The 24223-nt window shown below is 39.0% G+C and carries 24 protein-coding genes; 16 read left to right on the forward strand and 8 right to left on the reverse strand.

Going from position 1 to position 24223, the window contains the following annotated elements; genetic code table 11:
• Positions 1-163: 163 nt before the first annotated feature.
• Entirely contained in the window at positions 164-784 is a 621-nt protein-coding gene (locus tag ACQKKK_RS25315) for a YktB family protein (RefSeq protein WP_427619881.1), read from the reverse strand.
• 200 nt (positions 785-984) lie between these two features.
• Here ACQKKK_RS25315 and ACQKKK_RS25320 point away from each other — a divergent pair, with 200 nt between their 5' ends.
• Together ACQKKK_RS25320 and ACQKKK_RS25325 are read left to right on the forward strand one after the other, a co-directional pair.
• Positions 985-1182: a hypothetical protein gene (locus tag ACQKKK_RS25320; RefSeq protein WP_034314018.1), complete on the forward strand. Its 198-nt coding sequence runs from the start codon at positions 985-987 to the stop codon at positions 1180-1182.
• A gap of 414 nt (positions 1183-1596) precedes the next feature.
• Positions 1597-2400, forward strand: coding sequence for an inositol monophosphatase family protein (locus ACQKKK_RS25325; protein WP_427619882.1), 804 nt, complete (start codon positions 1597-1599; stop codon positions 2398-2400).
• 120 nt (positions 2401-2520) lie between these two features.
• On the opposite strand, the gene ACQKKK_RS25330 is transcribed toward ACQKKK_RS25325, so the two are convergent.
• On the reverse strand, positions 2521-2703 hold the full coding sequence (locus tag ACQKKK_RS25330; RefSeq protein WP_427619883.1) for a YlaF family protein: 183 nt from the start codon (positions 2701-2703) through the stop codon (positions 2521-2523).
• 124 nt (positions 2704-2827) lie between these two features.
• On the opposite strand from ACQKKK_RS25330, the gene typA reads away from it, so the two are divergent.
• Genes typA through ACQKKK_RS25345 form a run of 3 tightly spaced genes read left to right on the forward strand, consistent with a single transcriptional unit; the run spans position 2828 to position 5295 of the window.
• Positions 2828-4675, forward strand: coding sequence for a translational GTPase TypA (gene typA / locus ACQKKK_RS25335; RefSeq protein ID WP_427619884.1), 1848 nt, complete (start codon positions 2828-2830; stop codon positions 4673-4675).
• 22 nt (positions 4676-4697) lie between these two features.
• Positions 4698-5006, forward strand: a complete 309-nt coding sequence (locus tag ACQKKK_RS25340) for a YlaH-like family protein (protein ID WP_053345193.1) — start codon at positions 4698-4700, stop codon at positions 5004-5006.
• 4 nt (positions 5007-5010) lie between these two features.
• Complete coding sequence (locus ACQKKK_RS25345; RefSeq protein WP_427619885.1) at positions 5011-5295, forward strand: hypothetical protein; 285 nt, start codon at positions 5011-5013, stop codon at positions 5293-5295.
• Between the two features lie 37 nt (positions 5296-5332).
• Here ACQKKK_RS25345 and ACQKKK_RS25350 read toward each other — a convergent pair whose 3' ends face one another.
• From ACQKKK_RS25350 to ACQKKK_RS25360, 3 genes are all read right to left on the reverse strand, one after another.
• Positions 5333-5764, reverse strand: coding sequence for a hypothetical protein (locus ACQKKK_RS25350; protein ID WP_427619886.1), 432 nt, complete (start codon positions 5762-5764; stop codon positions 5333-5335).
• The gene (locus tag ACQKKK_RS25355) at positions 5748-5948 is read right to left on the reverse strand and encodes a YlaI family protein (RefSeq protein WP_061462287.1); all 201 of its coding nucleotides are present in this window, start codon (positions 5946-5948) and stop codon (positions 5748-5750) included. The genes ACQKKK_RS25350 and ACQKKK_RS25355 overlap by 17 nt, the downstream gene beginning before the upstream one ends.
• Before the next feature lie 158 nt (positions 5949-6106).
• On the reverse strand, positions 6107-6703 hold the full coding sequence (locus ACQKKK_RS25360; protein WP_427619887.1) for a YhcN/YlaJ family sporulation lipoprotein: 597 nt from the start codon (positions 6701-6703) through the stop codon (positions 6107-6109).
• Between the two features lie 266 nt (positions 6704-6969).
• On the opposite strand from ACQKKK_RS25360, the gene ACQKKK_RS25365 reads away from it, so the two are divergent.
• Entirely contained in the window at positions 6970-8301 is a 1332-nt protein-coding gene (locus tag ACQKKK_RS25365; protein ID WP_427619888.1) for a PhoH family protein, read from the forward strand.
• Between the two features lie 66 nt (positions 8302-8367).
• On the opposite strand, the gene ACQKKK_RS25370 is transcribed toward ACQKKK_RS25365, so the two are convergent.
• Positions 8368-8871, reverse strand: a complete 504-nt coding sequence (locus ACQKKK_RS25370) for a peptidyl-prolyl cis-trans isomerase (RefSeq protein ID WP_427619889.1) — start codon at positions 8869-8871, stop codon at positions 8368-8370.
• Positions 8872-9093: 222 nt separating this feature from the next.
• On the opposite strand from ACQKKK_RS25370, the gene ACQKKK_RS25375 reads away from it, so the two are divergent.
• A complete protein-coding gene (locus ACQKKK_RS25375) occupies positions 9094-9375 on the forward strand; it encodes a YlaN family protein (protein WP_034313996.1) in 282 nt (93 codons plus the stop codon).
• A gap of 601 nt (positions 9376-9976) precedes the next feature.
• Positions 9977-13414, forward strand: a complete 3438-nt coding sequence (pyc, locus tag ACQKKK_RS25380) for a pyruvate carboxylase (RefSeq protein WP_427619890.1) — start codon at positions 9977-9979, stop codon at positions 13412-13414.
• 177 nt (positions 13415-13591) lie between these two features.
• Here the strand turns inward: pyc and ACQKKK_RS25385 are convergent, their stop codons facing one another.
• Positions 13592-14578, reverse strand: a complete 987-nt coding sequence (locus ACQKKK_RS25385) for a COX15/CtaA family protein (RefSeq protein ID WP_427619891.1) — start codon at positions 14576-14578, stop codon at positions 13592-13594.
• Between the two features lie 605 nt (positions 14579-15183).
• On the opposite strand from ACQKKK_RS25385, the gene cyoE reads away from it, so the two are divergent.
• From cyoE to ACQKKK_RS25420, 7 genes are all read left to right on the forward strand, one after another.
• Positions 15184-16122 carry a heme o synthase gene (cyoE, locus tag ACQKKK_RS25390; protein WP_427619892.1) on the forward strand — a complete coding sequence of 313 codons (939 nt, stop codon included), beginning with the start codon at positions 15184-15186 and terminating at the stop codon, positions 16120-16122.
• Positions 16123-16385: 263 nt separating this feature from the next.
• Positions 16386-17468, forward strand: coding sequence for a cytochrome c oxidase subunit II (coxB, locus tag ACQKKK_RS25395; protein ID WP_427619893.1), 1083 nt, complete (start codon positions 16386-16388; stop codon positions 17466-17468).
• A 24-nt stretch (positions 17469-17492) separates the two neighbouring features.
• Entirely contained in the window at positions 17493-19364 is a 1872-nt protein-coding gene (ctaD, locus tag ACQKKK_RS25400) for a cytochrome c oxidase subunit I (protein WP_427619894.1), read from the forward strand.
• A complete protein-coding gene (locus ACQKKK_RS25405; protein WP_427619895.1) occupies positions 19364-19993 on the forward strand; it encodes a cytochrome (ubi)quinol oxidase subunit III in 630 nt (209 codons plus the stop codon). The genes ctaD and ACQKKK_RS25405 overlap by 1 nt, the downstream gene beginning before the upstream one ends.
• Before the next feature lie 3 nt (positions 19994-19996).
• The gene (gene ctaF / locus ACQKKK_RS25410) at positions 19997-20332 is read left to right on the forward strand and encodes a cytochrome c oxidase subunit IVB (RefSeq protein WP_427619896.1); all 336 of its coding nucleotides are present in this window, start codon (positions 19997-19999) and stop codon (positions 20330-20332) included.
• 146 nt (positions 20333-20478) lie between these two features.
• Positions 20479-21381: a cytochrome c oxidase assembly factor CtaG gene (gene ctaG / locus ACQKKK_RS25415; RefSeq protein WP_427619897.1), complete on the forward strand. Its 903-nt coding sequence runs from the start codon at positions 20479-20481 to the stop codon at positions 21379-21381.
• A gap of 249 nt (positions 21382-21630) precedes the next feature.
• The gene (locus tag ACQKKK_RS25420; RefSeq protein ID WP_427619898.1) at positions 21631-22092 is read left to right on the forward strand and encodes a DUF420 domain-containing protein; all 462 of its coding nucleotides are present in this window, start codon (positions 21631-21633) and stop codon (positions 22090-22092) included.
• Between the two features lie 105 nt (positions 22093-22197).
• On the opposite strand, the gene ACQKKK_RS25425 is transcribed toward ACQKKK_RS25420, so the two are convergent.
• Entirely contained in the window at positions 22198-22560 is a 363-nt protein-coding gene (locus tag ACQKKK_RS25425) for a YugN family protein (RefSeq protein WP_061462299.1), read from the reverse strand.
• Between the two features lie 344 nt (positions 22561-22904).
• Between ACQKKK_RS25425 and ACQKKK_RS25430 the strand changes: the two genes are divergently transcribed.
• A complete protein-coding gene (locus ACQKKK_RS25430) occupies positions 22905-23939 on the forward strand; it encodes a CAP domain-containing protein (RefSeq protein ID WP_427619899.1) in 1035 nt (344 codons plus the stop codon).
• The last annotated feature ends 284 nt before the right edge of the window (positions 23940-24223 follow it).

Here is a 24223-nt window from a genome sequence, read left to right on the forward strand (position 1 = left end):
CGTTCTCCTCTGCCTGTAATCATTTCATTGTACAAAAAAAGACCCTGTAGGGCAGCCACTTTTTTTAAAGTGTCTACTCTACAGGGTACAGTTTATTGGGGCTCTCCTTTTTTCTTAATCAGTTTTATTTCCGATAATTCAATCCGAATACTATCAAAGTTGTTTAATTTAATTTATATAAGGGTAAAAGATGTTCAAACGCATCTTGAATGGTTTGAATGAAATCATCATCATTTAACTTAATCGCGTCATCTCGGGAAATTCTAATGCCGCATAGGATTTCGGCTTTCTTTACAGTTTGCAATCGAGTGAACATTGAATTCAAATCATCGACTCCAAGACCATCGTGAGGAATGACATCAGGTTTTGTATGGTCCATTGACCAAACATAATGGGAGGGAATGCTATTCACTAATCGGTCCGCCTGCTGCTCCAGTTGCTTTCCGATTTCAATTTTATTAGGCGCTTCATAAATGACGGCGTACCAAATGAACATATGCGTTTCCCACAACCCAATTTGGAAATGAGGCATCATTTTATAGCCTCTGCTGTTGGCAGCGAAAGCAACCCATGTATCATTAGGAGGATTCACTTTCCGTCTGGCATGCTTGGCGACGTGAGGGTACATTTCATCCCCCGTCAAAACTGACAGTTGTTGTGAAAATTGCTCTCCAAGAGCTTGTAGTTTAGGCTGGATACGTTCTTTTAACGCATCCATGCGGGGTTCCAATCCATCAATTTTAAAAACATTAAAATCATCTGCTGTAAAACTAGCTATATTCATAATCATCTCTCCTACCGTAATATCTGCACATATTGTAGCATAAGTAAAAGTGAAATTTAATAAATACGATTTGGATTGGCACTGCAAAAATTCCTTATAGGTTAAAGCACAAATTAGTTGCTATTTGTGGTAGGAAGTCATATGATAAAATAAAATAAATTCAGAAGATTAAGTTAATTGATGAAGGGAGAATGTTAATTATGAAACAAGTCATGAACCAAGCATTAAAAGCTAAAGAAGTTGAAAGACATAGAGCTGCAGTGTTAAGAATGGAAATGGACTATGAATTAGCAACCCTTTTTGAAGCAATTGGTGAAGAGAATGACCAAAAGAGATCACAATGTAAGCAAAGGCTAGAACGCATCCGGTTGGAACTGTTGAAACTGAAAGCCTTGTAAATGATTGGCTTAGATCTTGAAGGAGAATGAGTGAAAGAAATGAATCAATTTCAATACAAGGAATTTTATTATAGATGAACGGACACTTATTTTATTTTAAAAATAATGTGTCCGTTTTTCATTAAATGTCCAATATATATATATAAGGCGGTATTTTTTTCAAGCATCATTGGTGCGGCTCCATTTAATAAGGAAGGGAACTGGTAGAGTGATTTGAAAGTATTTGTACGGGATTATTCATGATCGGGAACTCGATTAATGGATGGGTGAGGAAGAAACCATCATTCCTCATTCTTTTTTTAATAATGGAAAATTTAAGATGTTAAAAACTTGAAGACAAGCTCTATTTGCTTTAATCTTTAGTAGAGGATCATTTTAATGTAGTTTCTGATCATAAAGGACGGGGATATTATAATGGTATCGATTAATGAAATGGATACATATGCGAAGTTATGGATGAAAGAAGCGGGTACGACGCTAAGGGCGTCCTTTAAAACCAAGTTGAATATTGAAATGAAAACGAATCCCAATGATTTAGTTACAAATATGGATAAAGCGATAGAAAAGTTTTTTTGCGAAAAGATTAGCGAAGTCTTTCCTGAACACCGGATTTTTGGGGAAGAGGGAATGGGTAATGATATTAAAGACCTAAAAGGAACTGTATGGATTATTGATCCGATTGATGGAACTTTGAATTTCATCCATCAACAGCGGAATTTTGCAATTTCTCTTGGGGTTTATGAGGATGGCATCGGAAAAATCGGCATGGTTTATGATGTCGTTACCGATGAATTATATCATGCGATTAAGGGGCAGGGAGCATTCATGAATGATCAAAGGCTTCCACCCCTTGAAGAGGCATCAGTAAGCAAAGCCATCGTTTCCATTAATGCCAGCTGGGTAACGGAAAATCGTAGAATTGATCCGAGCCTTCTTGCACCACTTGTTCGGGATGCAAGAGGGACCCGTTCCTATGGCTCGGCAGCATTGGAGCTTGCATTCGTGGCAGCTGGAAGGATTGATGCATACATAACCATGAGACTCATGCCCTGGGACTTTGCTGGAGGAGTTTTACTGGTTGAGGAAGTGGGCGGGGAAGTTAGTAATATTAATGGTGACAAATTGGATTTTTTAGAAGGTGACTCACTTTTCGTTTCTAAACCAAGGCTGCATAAAGAAGTATTCGATAAATACTTATCAGGTACTTCCGGCAATTAGCGCCATGGCCAAAGTTCCGAAATGGTTATGATTTTTCCAGATTTCAGTAATACTGGTGTTGAAAACCGAATTTCAAATAATTAACAAAAAAAACTCGCTGTCCGACAGCGAGTTTTTATATTATAACTTTCCTGCTTCGCGTAATTTCTTCTTTTGAGTGAAACCGAACCCCATAACTCCGCAAAGTATAACGATTGCAGCTAATATTCCAATCAAGCTTTTTTCAGCAATGAAGATGCCAATTGAGCCAATGCTGGATGCTGCCAATACCGCTAATATTAAGAAATTCCATTTAATATTCATTAATATCACCCCTAATATATCTATTGTACATAATTTCTGTATTTGTTTCTAGTATGTTTGTGATATAATATGTAAGTTAATACTAGTGATACGTTAAACACAAACTTTTTTAGGAGTGAATTTTTTGAAATTAAGAGAAAATATTCGTAATATAGCCATCATTGCCCACGTTGACCATGGTAAAACGACATTAGTGGATCAGTTGCTTAAGCAATCTGGTACTTTCCGTGAAAATGAACATGTGGAAGAACGTGCGATGGATTCTAATGCGATTGAAAAAGAACGCGGAATTACGATTCTTGCGAAAAATACAGCAGTTCAATATCAAGATACAAGAATCAATATTTTGGATACCCCTGGTCATGCCGACTTTGGCGGTGAAGTGGAACGGATCATGAAAATGGTTGATGGTGTTCTGCTTGTTGTTGATGCATATGAAGGCTGTATGCCGCAAACTCGTTTCGTGTTGAAAAAAGCATTGGAACAAAAGATCACGCCAATCGTTGTCGTGAACAAAATCGATAAAGATTCTGCACGTCCAGATGAAGTAGTAGATGAAGTAATTGACTTATTCATCGAACTAGGAGCTGAAGAAGAACAATTAGAATTCCCTGTTGTCTTCACTTCAGGTATTGCTGGTACGGCAAGCTTGGATTCAGATCCTGCTAAACAAGAAAAAGACATGACCCCACTATTCGAAACAATCGTCGAAACGATTCCTGCACCAATTGATAACACGGATGAACCGCTTCAATTCCAAGTGGCTTTACTTGACTACAATGATTATGTAGGTCGTATTGGTGTTGGCCGTGTATTCCGCGGTAAAATGCATGTAGGTCAACAAGTTTCATTAATGAAACTTGATGGATCGGTTAAGCAATTCCGTGTAACGAAAATCTTTGGTTATATTGGCTTGAAGAAAGTTGAAATCCAAGAAGCTGTTGCCGGTGATTTAATTGCCGTTTCTGGTATGGAAGATATTAACGTAGGGGAGACGGTTTGTCCGATCGAACACCCTGACGCTTTACCTATCCTGCGTATTGACGAGCCGACATTACAAATGACTTTCCTTGTAAATAACAGCCCGTTCGCAGGCCGTGAAGGTAAGTTCGTTACAGCTCGTAAAATTGAAGAGCGTTTGAAAAACCAATTGCAAACTGATGTTAGCTTAAGAGTTGAAAATACAGATTCTCCAGATGTCTGGATTGTATCAGGTCGTGGAGAGCTTCACCTTTCAATCTTAATTGAAAACATGAGACGTGAAGGTTATGAACTGCAAGTTTCTAAACCTGAAGTTATCGTTCGTTTGATTGATGGAGTGCGTTGTGAGCCAGTTGAACGTGTTCAAATCGATGTTCCTGAAGAGCACACTGGTTCTATCATGGAATCCATGGGAGCACGTAAAGGTGAATTGTTAGATATGATCAATAGCGGAAGCGGTCAAGTTCGTTTACTATTCACGATCCCAGCTCGCGGACTTATTGGTTATTCTACTGAGTTCTTAACAATCACACGTGGTTATGGTATCATGAACCACTCATTTGACAGCTACCAACCAATGGCCCAAGGTCAAGTCGGTGGAAGACGTCAAGGTGTACTTGTTTCAATGGAATCTGGAAAAACTACACAATATGGTACGATGCAAGTAGAAGACCGCGGCGTCATTTTCATTGAGCCTGGTACTGATATTTATGAAGGTATGATCGTCGGGGAACATAACCGTGATAGCGATTTGACTGTTAATATCGTAAAAGCGAAACAAATGACAAATATGCGTTCAGCTAATAAAGACCAAACTTCTTCAATGAAGAAACCAAGAATTTTGTCTCTTGAAGAAGCTCTAGAGTATTTGAACGACGATGAGTACTGTGAAGTAACTCCGGAATCAATCCGTCTTCGTAAAAAAATTCTTGATAAAAACGAGCGTGAAAGAGCGGCTAAAAGAAAAAAAGTTGCTGTTGAAGAAAAATAAATAGCAAGAGGAGGAGAAAAGATTGGATATCCAAGAGCGATTATCATTTTTTGCAGCATTGTACAGAGTGGATGAAAATCCTGAAGCAGGAATGTGGTATTTATATTTGACGATCTTTGGATTATGCATCCTTGTCTATCAGTTAGGTTTTGCCAAAAAGTTACCTTTGCTAAAAAATGTGATCATTTATGCGGTAATGGCACTTGGATGTACCCTTCTTTCTTTCTTTGCGGTGTTTCTTCCTATGGGGGAAGCATTAGTCATCGCTTCACTTGTTCTTGGGATTTATAGAATCCGTCTTCATAATTCGAGAAAAGAAGAACAGGCTTAAGACGATGAAATCATTACAGGATGCTTTATACAATTGGTTGACGATCAAAGTTGTCTGTGATGCAAGGCCGGATGATACAGCTGCCCGCGATACAGAAATGTTTTTCATGCAGATGTTGAAAGCCGATCATCAGGTAATCATCGATTCAGTATCAAAAACGGAACCTTTTTATTTCGTCGAGTATCTATTGGGAGACGAAATGAAAAAGCAACGTTTTCCGATTGAATTGATTGATATCATGCTAGACCAAATTCAGCTTGAGCCAGATAAGTATAAAAATATCGAGTGATGATAAAAAGAACCGTGCGATTTTCGCGCGGTTCTTTTTATATTGCTTTAGGGAGGAATAGTGCATAAAAAAGATGTAAGAGTGACCAAAAAAAGAAAGCTGTCAAATCAGAAGGAAGGACAACTTCTGTTATGGACAGCTCCGATAATGGAAAGTAAAGCATGATGACAGGTATAATCGTAAGAAAAGCAAGTGTGTATTTGTTCCATTCCCTGAACAGTTTTAAGGGATGAAGGATATAAACGTAACTAAACGTAATTGCCAATGAGAATAGAAGATGGAAAAAGTACAATGATGCCTCATTCCAAGGAATAGCTCCGATTACAGGAAGGAAATCCACATTCAATAACAGCTTATACACTTGTTTACCAGAAAACATTTCAACCCACTTCATTGTCAATCCAAGCATGACTCCATTTATGAGACCAATCAGGGAAACCTTATAAAATGTTTTACCATTCATCTTCATTTTTGATTGTCCGGTAAAGACGGAAGTTTCCAGTTGCAATCCGTTCGTTCGTACGCTTTTCTATGCGTTGATTGCATGCATTGCACATATAGGTATGTATAGGACGGTTACGAAGTTTCTTTGCTTCTGGGCTATCGTCAGGTATAGATTCGATTTGATCGCATATTACACATTTAACCTTCATATTATTTGAACCCCACTTCAATTTGAATATGCTTTTAAGTATACCAATAATTTTATGGTAAAACGAGGATAAAGTGAAACCACATTTGATCGTTAACGTTATTGGGTTAATGGCGGATATAGAAAAAAACCCGAAGATTCACTTCGGGTTGGGAAAATTCATTCTTTATAGTGATTGGATTGATCATTTTGCTCTTTATCAAGTTTTTTCCTTTCCGTATTATCAAGTTTGTTTTTTTCCTTATCGATGGCCTTTGAAGGCGTTGGGGTTAAAATATCACCAGGAACCTCAGGGATGACTCGACTTGTGATGTCAGCCAGTTCATTTAGTATCCCTGTTACCGGTTTACCGTCTTTAATATCCTTGGCTACCTCCCTGATCCGCTCATTTAAATCCGGGTCAGCGACGACGATGGCATTTGCACCTTTAGGATCGTGTTTTAAGGTTTCTCCAACTGAATACTTAATCGTACCTACCTGTGAACGCTCAATATCTTGGTCAATATCTACTCCGACAATGGCATATTTGCCAAGTACGACGGCAGTGGCATCGTTCACCTCCGGAATGGCTTTAGCCAAACCTGTGAGTCTTTGTGCTGTTTCCTGACCTGTAGTTCTGTCTGTTTCCTGGATGGTCGAGTTATTGACTTTCGTTATATTATTTTTAGCATTATTTTCAGACGCTCCATTTTTATTATTCATTGAGCAACCTGTCATCAGCAGAACAGCAGCGAGTGACAATATGATTTTTTGCAATGTACAACCTCCTTAATGTTTATCATTAGTTACAGCCTGTCCACACCGGCTAAGTCTGATGCATATAAGTATAAAATGAAGCGAAGTATGGGGTAATCCATGTTGAGTAAAGTATTCTTTGCTGGAAGTTTTCTTTATAGTCTGCAAATGTTCTTCTATCTTTATGCAAAGGAACATATATTTTATCAACAGTCTCGTCCGCTACATAACTGCTGAGTGTAGTAAATGGTAAGGCATATCCTAAAGAGCAGGCAGGAGGCGTCATATTGGGGAAAAAAATCTATGTTTTAGATACTAATGTCCTGTTGCAGGATCCATATTCGATTTATTCATTCGAAGATAATGAAGTTGTCATTCCAGCAGTCGTACTAGAAGAATTGGATTCGAAAAAAAGGTATATGGATGAAATCGGAAGGAATGCCAGGCAAGTATCGAAATTAATCGACAGCTTCCGTGAAAAAGGGAAGCTTCATCAAAGCATTCCGCTTCATAATGGGGGCAGCCTAAGAATTGAACTCAATCATCGTTCATTTCATAAGCTTCAGGAAATTTTTGTTGAGAAAACGAACGATAACAGAATATTGGCGGTCGCAAAAAATTTATCTTTGGAAGAAGAGACAAAGGAAAATGGGAAAACGGTCATTTTGGTTAGCAAAGATACTCTCGTCAGGGTAAAAGCCGATGCAATCGGACTCGAGGCAGAGGACTTTTTAAATGATCGTGTCGTAGAAATGGATCATATATACGGTGGGCATAAAGAAGTATTTGTATCAATTGATAATCTGAATAAGTTTTATGAGAAAAGTTTTCTGGCACTTGAAGAACTGACAAAAGATTCATATTATCCAAATCAATTCCTTTTGATGAAGGACATGCTGGGCAGTTCAGCCTCTGCGATTGGGATTGTGGACGAGAACTGCAGGTTGGTTAAGAAATTGATGTATGAAGGGGAACATATTTGGGGAATTAAACCGAGAAACGTCCAGCAAACGATGGCCCTCGATTTGTTGCTCCGTTCGGATATTCAACTTGTGACACTTATTGGTAAGGCAGGGACAGGTAAGACGCTATTGGCATTGGCAACAGGATTATTGCAAACTGAAGATTTGTCACAATATAAGAAACTTCTGGTCGCTAGGCCAATTGTACCGGTTGGTAAGGATATTGGTTATCTGCCAGGGGAAAAAGAAGAAAAATTAAGACCATGGATGCAGCCTATTTTTGATAATCTTCAATTTTTGTTCAATACGAAGAAACCAGGGGAATTGGATGCCATTTTAGCTGGCATGAGTTCGATTGAAGTGGAAGCCCTGACATATATCAGGGGAAGGAGCATCCCAGATCAGTTCATCATCATCGATGAAGCGCAGAATTTAACGAAACATGAGGTTAAGACAATATTGACGAGAGTCGGGGAGGGGAGCAAAATTGTCTTAATGGGAGATCCTGAGCAAATAGATCATCCTTATTTAGATGAATATAATAATGGCTTGACCTATGTGGTTGAAAAATTCAAGACCGAGCGTATTGCAGGCCATGTTAAATTGATAAAAGGGGAAAGATCGGGATTGGCCCAACTCGCTGCAACACTTTTATAATACAATCGGCAAGGGATTCCCCCTTGCCGATTGCCCTAAAGTTTTGTAGTCATTATGGGCTAAGTCTTATTTAACAGTGAAAGACCTTACATTTTTTATCGGATCATTGATGTTAGAAGCATCTCCGAAATAAATTTCCAAAGGGCCGCCCTCGGATACTTTAAGCGGCTTTCCATCCTTTGAAAAGCCAAGGAAAAATTCTAGTGCCACTTCCAACGGGAATGTAAGTTCCTCATCATCGGTAGTAACGATGACTTCAGTTACCCCATTTTCAAGTTCGGCATTTTTTAAAAAAGGTTCAAACGGGATGCCGAAGGTCCCTTCCAGCAATCTTTGCTTCTCGAATTTTCGTTCTGTTTTTAATGTGGGCGGCATGGTTGCGCCTTCCTGTATTTCTTTTTGCCAGTGTTTGGAGGCGGCAATCGTATATTCTTCTAATTCATTGACTTGTACTCTTTCAGCGTGGAAATATGTATCAATTTCAACTTTACGGTCATCAAAGATCCACACTCCAGGATCTAGCGTAATTGGATATTTCACTTTTCCATTAATAAATACGATGGGTTCCAAATATCTCATTCCTTTCTGTTGCTCTTTAATAATTATAATCAATTATAATTGAAATGTCACATCTGCACGATGGTGAACAATTTCTATATCTGGCTATTTTCAGCTGAGGGGTGAGTGTGTTATCTCGAAGGGTAAATTGTTTGTCAATGTCCTTGCTTTTTCACAAAACTAAAGGTAGAATTTAAAGATAAGATTTAATCGCTCTGAGCGGGGGGATTTAACATGGCATCTGATATGCTTGTCAATCATCGAGAAAAAGCTTATGCTTTATTAAAAGCAGATGCTGACAAGATTCTAAAACTGATAAAAGTTCAAATGGAAAATCTCACTATGCCTCAATGTCCTTTATATGAAGAGGTACTTGATACACAAATGTTCGGCCTATCACGAGAAATTGATTTTGCCGTACGCTTAGGCTTGGTAGAGGAAACCGAGGGCAAATCCCTTTTGGAAACCCTTGAACAGGAATTGTCAGTTTTGCATGAAGCATCATTAAAAAAATAATAAATAAAACATACTAACTCAAACAAATCTCGATGATTGTTTGAGTTTTTTATTTATGTACATCTATTAGTTTAAAGTGTTACACTATATTTAATAATGACATACTAATTAAATGCGCATATGCTTAATGGGGCTTTTTTTATTTTTTTTGAATTTTCATTTAATCCCTTCGACTCTTTCAAACTAGCATTTAAACCTGGTTGTGCCATTGTTAAATTACAATCGATCCGTTAGGCGGAAGAACAGAGAATTCCTTGTGTTTACATACAAATGTTCGTAATTTTTCATTTTTTTATTGTATTCAGTTTATTTTAGTATTATGGTTATATTAATTGTATTTTAAATCCAACTGATTCCCTTTTGATAATATACTATAATAACTAAATTTTCTTTTGGCTAATTGGTATGGTTCCTTTTTGGTATTTATGGATGAAAAACGAAAATATAAATATATATCGAAATAATTACATCAGCATCAAAAAGAGCCTTATCAGATCGGTCTCCTTTGTGGGGAAATAAACTTATGAATAAAAAGTGGTGAATCTATCACGCTTTTTTTCTATATATTCAATAAAAATACATATTGATTAGGGTGGTAGCAATGGGGAAACGTATAGAAAAAGTACTTGCGGCAAATCGTGGAGAAATAGCGATACGGATTTTTCGGGCATGTACGGAATTAGACATTCAAACAGTTGCAATCTATTCGAAGGAAGATTATGGTTCTTATCACCGATATAAAGCGGATGAGGCATATTTGGTTGGGGAAGGAAAAAAGCCGATTGATGCATACCTGGATATTGAAGGCATAATCGAGATTGCCAAAATGAGCGGAGTTGATGCGATTCATCCCGGTTATGGTTTCCTTTCAGAAAATATTGACTTTGCGAAACGTTGTGAGGAAGAAGGAATCATCTTCATCGGACCAGAATCAAGACATCTAGATATGTTTGGTGACAAAGTGAAAGCTAGAACACAAGCTGAACTAGCTGATATTCCGGTCATCCCTGGTAGCGATGGACCGGTGACCAATGTTGAAGAAGTAAAGGAATTTGGAAAACAATTCGGTTTTCCAATTATTATAAAAGCATCTTTGGGCGGCGGCGGACGTGGAATGCGGATTGTCGAAAAAATCGAAGAAGTTGAAGAGGCATATGATCGCGCAAAATCAGAAGCTAAAGCAGCCTTTGGTAATGATGAAGTCTATGTAGAGAGATTCATACAGAATCCAAAGCATATCGAAGTTCAGATTTTGGCTGATACTCATGGGAATATCGTTCATCTATATGAACGTGACTGTTCCGTGCAAAGAAGGCATCAAAAAGTTGTGGAAGTGGCACCTTCCGTATCCCTTTCCGAGGATTTAAGGGAAAGAATTTGTGAGGCAGCGGTCAAGTTGGCGAAGAATATTGATTATGTAAATGCTGGTACGGTAGAGTTCCTGGTGGCAAATGGCGAATTTTACTTTATTGAAGTCAATCCACGGGTGCAGGTTGAGCATACCATTACTGAAATGATTACGGGCATTGATATCGTTCAATCTCAAATCATGGTAGCCGAAGGGCATGATCTCCATGGCAAAAAGATCGGGATTCCCGAACAAGCAGGGATTAAAACACATGGATATGCAATTCAATCACGGGTGACCACTGAGGACCCATTGAATAATTTCATGCCTGATACCGGGAAAATGATGGTATATCGTTCTGGTGGAGGATTTGGTGTCCGTCTGGACGCTGGAAATGGGTTCCAAGGTGCGGTCATCACACCATATTATGATTCCCTTCTCGTTAAACTTTCTACTCATGCACTTTCATTTGAGCAGGCAGCTTCTAAAATGGTTCGTAACCTTAAGGAATTCAGGATTCGTGGAATTAAAACAAATATCCCCTTCCTTGAAAATGTTGTTAAACATGAAAAATTCATAAATGGGGAATATGATACATCATTCATCGATTCAACACCGGAATTATTTAGCTTCCCAATTAGAAAAGACCGTGGGACAAAAATGCTTTCATATATCGGAAATGTAACTGTGAATGGTTTCCCGGGCGTCGAGAAAAAGAAAAAACCTGTTTTTGATCCAGCCCCAATTCCGAATGTTGGTGGCCTGCCGCTTATCTCGGGTACAAAAAATATACTTGAACAGCAAGGTGCCGAGGGACTGGTCAAATGGATTAAAGAACAGAAAGAGGTATTGATCACAGATACGACTTTCCGTGATGCACATCAATCTTTACTGGCGACGAGAATTAGATCGAAGGATATCCTTGATATCGCTGAGCCTACAGCAAAACTCCTTCCTGATTTATTTTCAATGGAAATGTGGGGCGGGGCAACTTTCGATGTAGCTTATCGCTTCTTGAAAGAAGATCCATGGAACAGGCTGTTAAATTTCAGAAAAAAAGCACCGAACGTCCTTTTACAAATGCTTTTAAGGGCTTCTAATGCAGTTGGTTATAAAAATTACCCTGATAATGTCATTCGTGAATTCGTAGAGAAATCAGCGGATGCTGGCATTGATGTTTTCCGGATCTTCGATAGTTTAAACTGGGTTAAAGGGATGGAAGTGGCTATTGATGCAGTCCGTCAATCCGGCAAAATTGCGGAAGCGGCCATTTGTTATACCGGGGATTTGAATGATCCATCACGCAGCAAATATAATATCGGATACTATAAAAATATGGCGATGGAATTAGAAAATGCCGGTGCCCATATTTTAGCGATCAAGGATATGGCTGGCCTCTTGAAACCGGATGCTGCTTACCGTCTTGTATCGGAACTGAAAGAAACGACATCGCTTCCGATCCATTTGCATACTCATGATACAAGCGGAAATGGAATTTACATGTATTCAAAAGCAATTGAAGCTGGTGTGGATATCGTTGATACGGCGATTGGGTCATTAGCTGGCCTTACTTCGCAGCCAAGTGTACAAACGCTTCATTATGCTCTGGAGGGGTCAAGCAGACAGCCTAAATTGGAAGTCGATTCACTAGAGCGGTTAGGAGAATACTGGGGAGAGGTCAGAAAATTCTACCATGACTTCGAAAGTGGCATGAATGCTCCTCATACCGAAGTGTACAAACACGAGATGCCTGGCGGTCAATATAGTAATCTGCAGCAGCAAGCTAAAGCTGTGGGGCTGGGAGACCGCTGGAATGAAGTGAAAGAAATGTACCAGCGCGTCAATGCAATGTTCGGCGATATCGTAAAAGTAACGCCTTCATCCAAAGTCGTAGGAGACATGGCCTTATTCATGGTGCAAAATAACCTTTCTGAAGAAGATGTTCTTACAAAAGGTAAATCCATCGATTTCCCTGATTCAGTCATAGAGTTATTCGAAGGCTATCTGGGTCAGCCAGTTGGTGGATTCCCTGAAGAGCTTCAGGAGGTTATCCTGAAAGGGAAAAAGCCTATAACAGTTAGACCGGGTGAATTATTGGAAGAAGTGGACTTTACTTCCCTTAAAGAAGAGTTATTCAAGGAATTGGGACGGGCTGTCACTGATTTCGATGTGCTTGCATATGCTCTATATCCAAAAGTGTTCTTAGACTACAATAAAACAATTGAGCTGTTTGGAGATGTTTCAAACCTTGATACCGCGACTTTCTTATATGGCATGAGGCTAGGTGAAGAAATCGAAGTTGAAATTGAAAAGGGTAAAACGCTCATCGTTAAATTAGTTTCAATCGGTCAACCATTGGCTGATGGAACACGGGTCGTGTATTTTGAGTTAAATGGTCAGTCACGTGAAGTGATCATCAAGGATGAAAACATTAAATCTTCCGTTATATCAAAAATGAAAGCTGACCTGAAAAATAAAGAACAAATCGGTGCGACAATGCCCGGTACGGTTATTCGTGTAGTAGTCGAGAAAGGCGATCAGGTCAAACAGGGCGATCACCTGATCATTACGGAAGCGATGAAAATGGAAACTACCGTACAAGCGCCATTCTCCGGGACCATTAAAGACATCTATGTAAAAGATGGAGAAGCGATCAGTACCGGTGATTTATTGATTGAAATAACAAAGTAATATCGTGACTATGACCTTGTAAATGATTTGGGGTATATTGGGTGTGCTTGAGGTTTCAAGCTGCTCTGTACCCTCTTTTAGGCAATGTACGGTCACTCTCTCTTTAAGGTAAAACAAAAACCACCATTATGGTGGTTTTTGTTTTACCTATGATCTTATTGATTGAACAATCAGACATTAACGGGCGGGTATCGTTGGCTTTATATCGTGTTCATCCTGCCCTTTGACCGTGTGGGTGGAGCTTTCTTTTTGATTGGCCAGGGCATTTTTTTTGCTTCTCGAAGTCAGTAGCATCAAATAGCTCATTACACCAAAAAAGCAGGCAATGAATAAAGCGTGTGCCAATGCGATATATAAGTTCTGCCTTGAGAAAATTATAAAGGCTCCAGCGGTAACCTGTAAAAAAACGAGAATGAATGCAGCAATCCAACCGCCATATAACGCTTTTTGATCTCTGTAATATTTTTTTGCAATATAAGCCACATAAGAAACCCAAATGAAAATAGCGCCAGCAATTGCACGGTGCCCCATCTGAATCCATTCATAAAGGTTGGAGGGGAGCGCAAGGCTGCCATTTGCACATAAAGGCCAATCCTTACAGATTAGACTGGATTCCGTATGCCTTACAAGAGCACCCGTATATACGACTACCAGACAAAAAATCAATACGCCAATAATATGAAATTTCATTCGTTTATCAACTATAAGTTTTTCGGCTTCGAACTTCTTGTCGATTTCAAAAATCAATAGTGTCAGTAAAAAGACGGAAGCAAAGGAAATGAGTGATATGCCAAAATGAAGGGCAAGAACGAAATCGGATTGAGACCAAAGGACGGCGGCAGCGCCAATCAACCCTTGTAATAACAGAAAACCAAAAGAAAGGACGGATAAGAAACGAGCTTCACGGATATGGCCAATTTTTCGCCAGGACAAATACGATAAAATTAAAACCAAGAAACCCCCTGCACCTGAAACGAGTCGATGGGAAAGCTCAATGACCAATTCTAGCGTGATTTTGTCTGGGATCAATTGGCCATTGCACAATGGCCAGGATCTGCCGCATCCCATGCCGGAATCCGTCTTCGTGACCAAAGCTCCACCCAGTAAGATGAAAAGCATTACAATCGTAGTTAAAACAGCAAACCATTTAAGAGACGATTTCACTAGTAGTCCCACCTTTTTCTCTGTAGCCAAATTAGGTTGTTCAATAAAATAAATAATAGCATAAGATTTTTCATAATATTTGTCGAACTTCCTCGATATTACACAATATAGAATGATTTTACAAGTTCAGTTAATATTATATCTATTAATTAAAATGCCGGAAATAGTTGAAAGTTACAAAAGACTTTGATAGAAATAAAGGGAGTGTAAACCTTCAAGTAGGAGCAAAATAGGGAAGAGCCTAAGGGATGATGATAATAGCGTACTATTCATGTTCTTGATGAACATCTTAAAAGTGAATTGAAATTATTGAGACACAAATTGGTCAAAAAATAACCGAAAAATTTTCACAAAAGCTTCCAAAAATGTGTTTTAATATATTGAAGAAATGATTTTACTAAATTTTACTGTATTTAGGTATAATATTAAGAATGATAGCTCTCGATGGATTCCATTTACAACGGCCATTGGTAAATAATTTACTTTTTGTGTACGCTTCCTTGGTTACAAATATCAAAAAGTATGAAATAATGTTCTATAGCATATGTAAGTAAGTATTTTTTGCATTTGCGTCAGTGCTGAATGGATTTAAAGGAGGAAAACAAATGTCAGAAACAAGGGGTTTGTCAGAAGCTGTCATGAAGGACAGTAAAGCCGCCCTTCAATCGGATATACCGGAAACAACAGCTTGGAAGGATTTTCTCGCACTTATAAAAGTGGGGATTGTCAATTCAAATATAATCACAGCTTTTACCGGCGTATGGTTAGCCCTTCATTTTTCGGGGCTTAGCTTCTTAAGTAATCTTGATATAGTGTTTTATACACTTGCAGGTTCAGCGCTCATTATGGCAGGTTCCTGCAGTTTCAATAATTATTATGACCGTGATATCGATCATTTAATGGAAAGAACGAAAAATCGGCCAACGGTAACCGGTAAAGTACAGCCTTCAAAGGTATTGGCGTTAAGTTTTGGCTTAATTGCTGCAGGGCTGGTATTACTTGCTTTGACTAATATGACAACTGCCATACTTGGCGCATCCGGCGTCTTCGCCTATGTTGTCTTATATACCATGGTTTTTAAACGGAGATTTGTCTCGAATACGATAATAGGCAGTATATCAGGAGCGGTACCTCCACTTATTGGGTGGGCTGCCGTCGACCCGAGCCTTGATACGATCGCTTGGGTCTTGTTCGCGATCATGTTCTTGTGGCAGCCTCCTCATTTTTATGCACTTGCAATGAGGCGTGTCGAAGAATACCGTGCAGCGGGGGTACCAATGCTTCCGGTTGTAAAAGGGTTCAAGGCCGCAAAAAGATCAATTATGTTATGGATCGTCTGTTTAATGTTCATTCCTTTCTTTTTAACTCCATTAGGAACTCCACTGGTTATTCTTGCTGCATTATTGAGCACAGGTTGGCTTATTTTAGGAATTAAGGGGTATAGGAAGAAAGATGATGTTAAATGGGCAACATCCATGTTTGTATATTCTTTAAATTATATGACCATTTTATTTGTAGCTATGGTTATTGTCACACTCATCTAGTTTTTGTTAAATAAAAGTTACTGCGCGGCCTGTTTTTACAGGCTGCAGCTTACTTATAAATAATGCATTGACCGCCATTCATACATATTAACGGAAAACTTATCAACAGGGTCATTCATAAGAGCGGTTACATGAATCATCGTAATAATTCCTTAAGTTAGGGATTCTTTCTTTTTTAGAAATTGACATAGAGAGAATATTCGCAATTGCGCCCATTTTTATTTTTGTGAGAAAATTTTGACGAAAGAGGGGTTTCTGAAGCTATGAAAAAAAGGCTGCACAAATGGCGCCTAATTGCTTTGCTGGGAATTGTAGGACTTGTCCTTTCGGGCTGCGGCGAACCATTTCTATCCGCGCTGAAGCCAGCAGGCGATGTTGCGCAATCTCAGTATGACTTACTGATATTGAGTACACTAATCATGGTTCTGGTAATTATTGTTGTGGTTATTTTGTTCGTTGTAGTTTTACTGCGCTTCCGTCGGAAGAAAGGCGACGAAACAATACCGAAACAAATTGAAGGAAGTCATAAACTTGAAATTATCTGGACTGTTATTCCTATCCTTCTTTTAATTGTTCTGGCTGTTCCAACCGTCGTCACTACATTCGACTTAGCTGACACAAAGGCAATGGATAAGAAAGATAAGGATGGAAAAACGAAGGATGCACTTGTCGTGAATGTTAGGGCAAATCTTTATTGGTGGGAGTTTGAATATCCAGACCTTGGTGTTGTCACAAGTCAGGATTTGGTTGTGCCTACCGATCAAAAAGTGTACTTCAATCTAACTGCTTCTGATGTTAAGCATTCATTCTGGATACCGGCTGCCGGAGGAAAGATGGATACAAATACAGATGGAGTCAATCAGTTTTTCTTAGAATTCGATAGTGAAAAGGCGGAAGATTCGAACAACTTATTTTACGGGAAATGTGCTGAACTTTGCGGTCCTTCCCATGCCTTGATGGATTTTAAGGTCGTACCGAAGTCTAAAAGCGACTTTGTAGCTTGGACTAAAGATATGAAAGCCGCGAAAGAACCTGTCGTGGAAGGTGACCTAGCAAAACAGGGTGAAGATGTCTTTAATCAAAGTTGTATAGGTTGTCATGCAGTGACACCAAATGACAGTAGGCCTGAGGCTGCTCGTCAGGCACCAAATCTGGCTACATTTGGTGAACGTCAAAAAATAGCTGGCGTATTGGATCACACGGAAGAAAATGTGAAAAAGTGGATCAAGGATCCTGAGAAGTATAAACCGGGTAACACAATGACCGGTACTTACGGCCAACTTTCAGATTCAGATATTAATGCACTGGCTGCCTATCTTTTAGAGCTTAAGGTGGAAGAAAAATAGAACATTGATTAAGGAGGTTAAATCGTGAGTACGTACGCTAATAAAAAAGGATTTGGCGCTACGATTTGGGATTATCTGACGACGGTAGACCATAAGAAAATCGCCATCTTATATCTTATTGCTGGCGGATTGTTCTTTGTGATCGGCGGTTTGGAAGCGATGTTTATTCGTATCCAGCTTGCAGTCCCAAATAATGACTTCGTAAGTGCCGGATTTTATAATGAAATTTTGACCATGCACGGTACGACAATGATATTTCTGGCGGCCATGCCATTAGTATTTGCTGTTATGAATGCGGTTGTACCATTACAGATAGGGGCACGTGATGTTGCGTTCCCATTTTTGAACTCATTAGGTTTTTGGTTATTTTTCTTTGGGGGAATCTTTTTAAACCTTTCATGGTTTTTTGATGGGGCTCCTGATGCAGGCTGGACATCGTATGCATCACTTTCCCTGCACTCCGAAGGCCATGGCATTGATTTTTATGTCCTCGGATTACAGATATCTGGATTGGGAACATTAATTGCAGGGATCAACTTCCTTGTAACCATTATAAATATGCGTACGCCAGGTATGACCTACATGCGTATGCCGCTGTTTACATGGTCAACGTTTGTTGTTTCTGCATTAATATTATTTGCTTTTCCTCCACTTACTGTAGGATTAGTGTTAATGATGTTTGACCGGATGTTTGGCTCGAATTTCTTTGATGTAGCAGCTGGAGGTAATACGATTATTTGGGAGCATTTATTCTGGATATTCGGTCACCCAGAAGTATATATTCTGATTCTTCCAGCGTTTGGTATTTTTTCTGAAATTTTTGCGACATTCTCAAGAAAAAGATTGTTTGGTTATTCATCGATGGTATTTGCAACCGTTTTAATCGGTTTCTTAGGTTTCATGGTTTGGGCCCATCATATGTTTACCACTGGTCTAGGTCCTATCGCAAATGCAATCTTTGCAGTGGCTACCATGGCTATTGCTGTACCAACAGGTATAAAGATATTCAACTGGATCTTTACGATGTGGGGAGGAAGCGTCAAGTTCACGGTTCCGATGCTTTATGCAGTTGCTTTTATACCTTCCTTTACCATGGGTGGCGTGACAGGTATCATGAACGCATCTGCACCTGCCGATTACCAGTTCCATGACAGTTATTTCGTTGTTGCCCATTTCCACTATGTAATCGTCGGTGGGGTTGTATTGGGCTTATTGGCTGGTATCACATTCTATTGGCCGAAGATGTTTGGAACGATGTTAAATGAGACATGGGGAAAAGTCACGTTTTGGACTTTCTTGATCGGTTTCCATTTAACGTTCTTCATTCAACATTTCTTAGGACTGATGGGAATGCCTCGCCGGGTATTTACGTTCTTGGACAATCAAGGACTCAATGCAGGTAATATGATTAGTACCATTGGGGCATTCTTGATGGCTTTTGCAGTCATCGTAATGGTAATCAATATAATCATGACTTCAGTAAAAAATGAAAAGGTCGGCAATGATCCATGGGGAGATGGCCGTACACTGGAATGGGCCATTCCATCACCACCGCCTTTTTATAATTTTAAACAACTACCGCTTGTCCGCGGTTTAGATCCATACTGGGTTGAAAAAATGGAAGGGAAAAAGGAAATGACTCCTGCAGAACCACTTGGAGACATCCATATGCCTAATTCATCCATTCTTCCTGTAACGATTGCTCTTGGTCTATTTGTGGCCGCATTCGGTGCTTTATATAATATGGATGATAAGTCATGGACCTTACCTGTAATCATTATTGGACTTTTGATTACATTTGGTTCAATGTTCATTCGTTCCGTTAAAGATGATCACGGATTCCATATTCATAAAGAAGACCTTATGGACGATAAAGACAAGGGAGGTAAGGCATAATGCAAGCAGATGAAAAATTCACAGATGCTACTTGGCCTGCTGCTCCTGAGAAAGCGACTTTAGAAGGTAAAAATAAGTATTTGGGATTCTGGTTGTTTCTTGGTGGAGAAACGGTATTATTCGCCTCACTCTTTGCAACTTACCTTGCTTTAAAGGATAAAGTACCAAATGGCGATGCAGCACTAGCAAAAGATTTATTCGAATTACCACTTACCTTTGTTGCGACTATGCTGTTATTGACTAGTTCATTAACTAGTGTGTATGCGATGTATCATATGAAAAATAACCACTTTAAACAAATGCAGGCTTGGCTTGTGATTACGGTTCTACTTGGTTTTGCTTTCCTAGCTCTCGAGATTTATGAATTTAATCACTATGTTCATGAATATCATCATACTTTTACGAGTAGTGCGTTCGGCTCCGCTTTCTATACGTTAGTCGGGTTTCACGGAGGACACGTTGCTTTCGGTTTGATGTGGATCATTTCTCTGATGCTTCGTAATGCAAGAAGGGGCTTGAATTTATATAACGCTCCTAAATTTTATGTTGCGAGTCTTTATTGGCATTTCATTGACGTAGTCTGGGTGTTTATCTTTACAGTCGTATACTTAATGGGAATGGTGGGATAACTGATGGCGAATGAACAATCAAATTCAGCGAACCCGAATGTCGATTTAAAATATCGCCGGAAGAAAAATGCTGAAGAGATGAAACATCAAGTGATAACATTTACACTTATGATTTTCTTTACATTAATTGCTTTTGCTGCTGTAGGAATTGAAGGATTTTCACACTGGTTTATTAAACCGGTCATTTTGCTACTAGCGGTTATACAAGTAATTTTCCAATTGTATTATTTTATGCATATGAAGCACAAAGGGCATGGCACCATTGCATTGTTTTTATTCTCCGGCCTTGCTATCGGCTTGATAACTGTGCTGGCTTTCTTAACGATCGTTTGGTTATAAACCATAAGAAAATCGGCTATTAATGATAGCCGGTTTTCTTTATGTGTTGATGTGCTAGAAAAAGAATCCGAGTTTTTCCATATTTGTTATCATGTTTCATTTTAGTTATAATGAAAGTAAGAAAATTGTTTTGCGAGGTGATTTTTTTGTCCATTGATATTTTCGGATTTCGTGCTTTGTGGAGTCCTTATTATTTTGCTGCCCTCGTACTTATAACCCTTGGCTATTTTTTAATTGTGACAAAAAAAGGAAAAATGTTTTCGGACAGATCGCCGCTTTCCGGTAAACAAACAACTTATTTTTTAACAGCCATGTTCCTTCTTTATGTGGTAAAGGGTTCGCCACTGGATTTATTAAGTCACATTATGTTTAGTGCGCACATGTTTCAAATGGCATTGCTCTATCTTGTGATTCCGCCTTTATTTATCATTGCGATTCCGGATTGGCTATTGAGAACTTTCATAAATTCAAGGGGAGTGAAAGCGTTATTTCAATTTTTCACGAGACCTCTTGTCGCCCTTTTACTATTTAATGTTCTTTTTTCGTTGTACCATATCCCGTTAGTGTTCGACTTTATCAAAACGGGGATGTGGATACATGCCGGATACACGGTGCTATTATTTACTACTGCAGTTTTGATGTGGTTCCCACTTGTCAATCAATTGCCGGAACACGAAAGTCTAACAGGTGTAAAAAAAGTAGCTTATATTTTCGGCAGTGGCATTTTAATGACCCCAGCCTGCGCTTTAATCATTTTTGCTAATGATCCGATGTATGATACGTTTACCAATGCGGAATCTTGGGCAAGTGCCATGGAACTTTGCGTTCCCGCCTCAGCGCTGTCAAGTTTGGCCCTCAGTGGTCCAGAAATGTTCAATGGACTGCCATTGCTTGAGGATCAACAGCTTGGTGGGGTTCTTATGAAGGTGATCCAAGAAATCGTATTAGGCTATGTATTAGGTGTCATTTTCTTTGCTTGGTTCAAAAAGGAGAATGGCGGACAAAATGATATCGATCCGATACCTTCGGAATTTCAGACTGTGGAATAGTTGTACCATAAAAGACTTGTCTTGGGGGAGACAAGTTTTTTATATGTTGTCATTGCCTGCTAGGTTTTACCGATGACGATTGTAAATGGTTGTCGGATTATCAATTTCTAAGCAAATAGCCAGTGATTTGTCTTGGATAACACCATAAAAGTGAGCATTTTGTTAATAATACTTGATTTTATTGAATTTTATGATTACCTCTTATAAAATGGTAGGTGATTAATAAATAAAGAGAGGACTACAATTCATATGTCTTTACCAATCCTTCCAACGATAAGTACAGCCTTCATTGTATTAAGTGCCATCACTGTTGCAATAGGCTGGTATCAAATTAAACAACGCAAAATCGAGACTCATAAAAAAACCATGATGGTAGCTGCGGTTTTTGCGGTAATCTTTTTCACTATATATCTTTCTCGTACGGTCTTTATTGGCAGTACGTCATTTGGTGGACCGGATGATATTAAAATTTATTATACGATTTTTTTAATCTTCCATATAACACTTGCTACAACTGGAGCTGTTTTGGGAATCATTATGCTTACCACTGGGTTTAAAGGTAAATTCGCCATTCATAAAAAAATCGGACCTACGACAAGCATCATTTGGTTTTTCACTGGGATTACTGGAGTAGCCGTTTATATCCTGCTTTATGTCATTTATCATGGCGGCGAAACAACATCTTTAATAAAGGCGATTTTAGGATTTTAAAATAATGAAGAAGCCTGATGCAAAAAGCATCAGGCTTTTGTAATGGGAAAAAGAGAGTATCACTCATGATCCTCTCTCTTGTACCGCACTTTTTACTAACGGCTTTTACAGGCCGGTGAATTGTGTAAGTTCTTCTTTGATCTGAGCGAGAATTTTTTCACTTTGTTTAACTAGTGATGCAGGGAAGTCCTCCCCTTCGCCATATTCAACTCCGTGTGGATAATAATGTTTTCCTAAAAGAGGAACCATTAGCTTGATGACGGCCCTGTGAGCGCCTACATCGCCCTCTGTAGCATAGCCAAGTATTCGCAGGTAAAACGTGCCTTCTTTTAATTCGAACTTACGATCGTAACTGACTCTTTCGTAATCCCATTGTTCGGCACGTATTAAACCATATTGCGGCATTAGGTCATCTAATCGGTTTAAGTCGGCTGTGATGTTTTCAATTCCAAAGCTTTCAAATTTCACGAGTAGTACCTCCTATGTTTACTATTGGGAATTAAAATGACATACCGGGAAAATATTATGTACATGAATATATTAAAAATCTCCAAGTATGTTTATAATATACCATTTTATCCTATATTTTATAATAGTACGAAATGGTGGAAGTTGCAATGAACTCAACCACGGTATTTTAATGATTCACAAAAGTTCCACTTTAAAATAAATTTAATGAAGGGACAGTCTATCGTAAATTAGAAAATTATGATTGAACAGTGATATAATCAGGAAAGAAAGGTTTTTGCATTGGATACATAAATTAGATAGAGAGAGGGAGTGTTCCTCTGCGCAGTTTGGGTAAGGTTTTGGTGTTAATCGTTATTTTCTTCGTAATCGGTATTTATCTTAATATCGGCGATGAAAATGAAGGTAACCCTCTTATTGATGGAAACAAAGGCGTTAACCCCAATGGACATATAAATGAAAAAAGTACTTCTTCCGAAAAAGAAGGGGTGACTAAAGTGACAGAAGGTCTGGGAGTAACAATTGGAAAAAAGGCAAAAGAAATAGAAAAGGAATACGGTAAGCCGGATCGAATTGATATGTCCGCCTATGGATATGAATGGTGGGTTTATAAAAAGGACTATGACAATTACTTTCAACTGGGCGTAGAGAGTGGAAAAGTGGTATCTGCTTATGGAATCGGTGATAAGGTTAATGTCGCCCCTTTTAAAATTGGACAATCGATTGACGCCATCTATTCCAGCTTATATGTGGAACCTACTGTTGATATTGAAGTTGGCGACAGTTCCTATCGTTTTGAATTGTCGGAAGAAGATATGAACATGAGGCCATTGATTGATCTAGGGAACATTTATGTTCAGCTTTATTTGGATAAATTCACAGGGACTGTTTCAAGCATCCGATTTTTGAATGAGTCCGCCCTATTAAAGCAAAAGCCGTATGAGTTGACCTATCATGGTAAACTTGTGACCGTTAAGGAACTTTCTAAAGAAGACTTGGCGAAGGTGGAAGCTGGCAATGAGCAGCAAATTTTCGATATTACGAATATAATGCGCAGCAGGTTTGACCTTAATCCTTTAGAATGGGATGGTCCAACCGCTGAGGTTGCTTACGTTCATAGCCGGGAAATGACGGACGCTCCTGAAGGAACCCATGTTTCTGAAACAAAAGGGGATTTGGAAAAACGTCTCGATGCAGGTCATGTTAAATATAAGGCAGCAGGTGAAAATATTGCGGCTAATTATGTGGACGCAGCTGCAGTCATGGAAGGCTGGCTAAATAGTAAAGGGCATCGGGATGCGATGCTGAACGAGGAATTTACAGGTCTGGGTGTTGGGGTTTATAAAAGGTATTACACCCAGAATTTCATAAAAAAATAAAAAGACGGATCCGATTGGGGTCCGTTTTCTTGTTCTGGATTATTTCATTTTCAAGATGAAAAGGTTTCCTGTCGATACAGCGTATAGTTCCCCGGCATCACGGTGGACCTTCCCCTCGATGATGATCGTTTTATTATCTCTATTTATTAATTCACTCGTTACATATCGAAACTTTGATATCCGTAGTCACGTTACCCTTTTGGAACTGTTGAGTTGCAAGGCACCCATCCCCGAATCTATCAAGGTAGCTATCATGCCTCCATGTGTAAATTCAATTCATTATG

Source organism: Peribacillus sp. NPDC006672 (assembly GCF_050274955.1).
In the GTDB taxonomy this organism is placed as follows: domain Bacteria; phylum Bacillota; class Bacilli; order Bacillales; family DSM-1321; genus Peribacillus.

What these genes read in the sequence shown, in the direction of transcription:
- ACQKKK_RS25315 (WP_427619881.1), bottom strand. Translation starts at nt 784, where the DNA reads ATGAATATAGCTAGTTTTACAGCAGATGATTTTAATGTTTTTAAAATT.
- ACQKKK_RS25320 (WP_034314018.1), top strand. Translation starts at nt 985, where the DNA reads ATGAAACAAGTCATGAACCAAGCATTAAAAGCTAAAGAAGTTGAAAGA.
- ACQKKK_RS25325 (WP_427619882.1), top strand. Translation starts at nt 1,597, where the DNA reads ATGGTATCGATTAATGAAATGGATACATATGCGAAGTTATGGATGAAA.
- ACQKKK_RS25330 (WP_427619883.1), bottom strand. Translation starts at nt 2,703, where the DNA reads ATGAATATTAAATGGAATTTCTTAATATTAGCGGTATTGGCAGCATCC.
- ACQKKK_RS25345 (WP_427619885.1), top strand. Translation starts at nt 5,011, where the DNA reads ATGAAATCATTACAGGATGCTTTATACAATTGGTTGACGATCAAAGTT.
- ACQKKK_RS25350 (WP_427619886.1), bottom strand. Translation starts at nt 5,764, where the DNA reads ATGAAGATGAATGGTAAAACATTTTATAAGGTTTCCCTGATTGGTCTC.
- ACQKKK_RS25355 (WP_061462287.1), bottom strand. Translation starts at nt 5,948, where the DNA reads ATGAAGGTTAAATGTGTAATATGCGATCAAATCGAATCTATACCTGAC.
- ACQKKK_RS25375 (WP_034313996.1), top strand. Translation starts at nt 9,094, where the DNA reads ATGGCATCTGATATGCTTGTCAATCATCGAGAAAAAGCTTATGCTTTA.
- pyc (WP_427619890.1), top strand. Translation starts at nt 9,977, where the DNA reads ATGGGGAAACGTATAGAAAAAGTACTTGCGGCAAATCGTGGAGAAATA.
- cyoE (WP_427619892.1), top strand. Translation starts at nt 15,184, where the DNA reads ATGTCAGAAACAAGGGGTTTGTCAGAAGCTGTCATGAAGGACAGTAAA.
- coxB (WP_427619893.1), top strand. Translation starts at nt 16,386, where the DNA reads ATGAAAAAAAGGCTGCACAAATGGCGCCTAATTGCTTTGCTGGGAATT.
- ACQKKK_RS25405 (WP_427619895.1), top strand. Translation starts at nt 19,364, where the DNA reads ATGCAAGCAGATGAAAAATTCACAGATGCTACTTGGCCTGCTGCTCCT.
- ctaF (WP_427619896.1), top strand. Translation starts at nt 19,997, where the DNA reads ATGGCGAATGAACAATCAAATTCAGCGAACCCGAATGTCGATTTAAAA.
- ACQKKK_RS25420 (WP_427619898.1), top strand. Translation starts at nt 21,631, where the DNA reads ATGTCTTTACCAATCCTTCCAACGATAAGTACAGCCTTCATTGTATTA.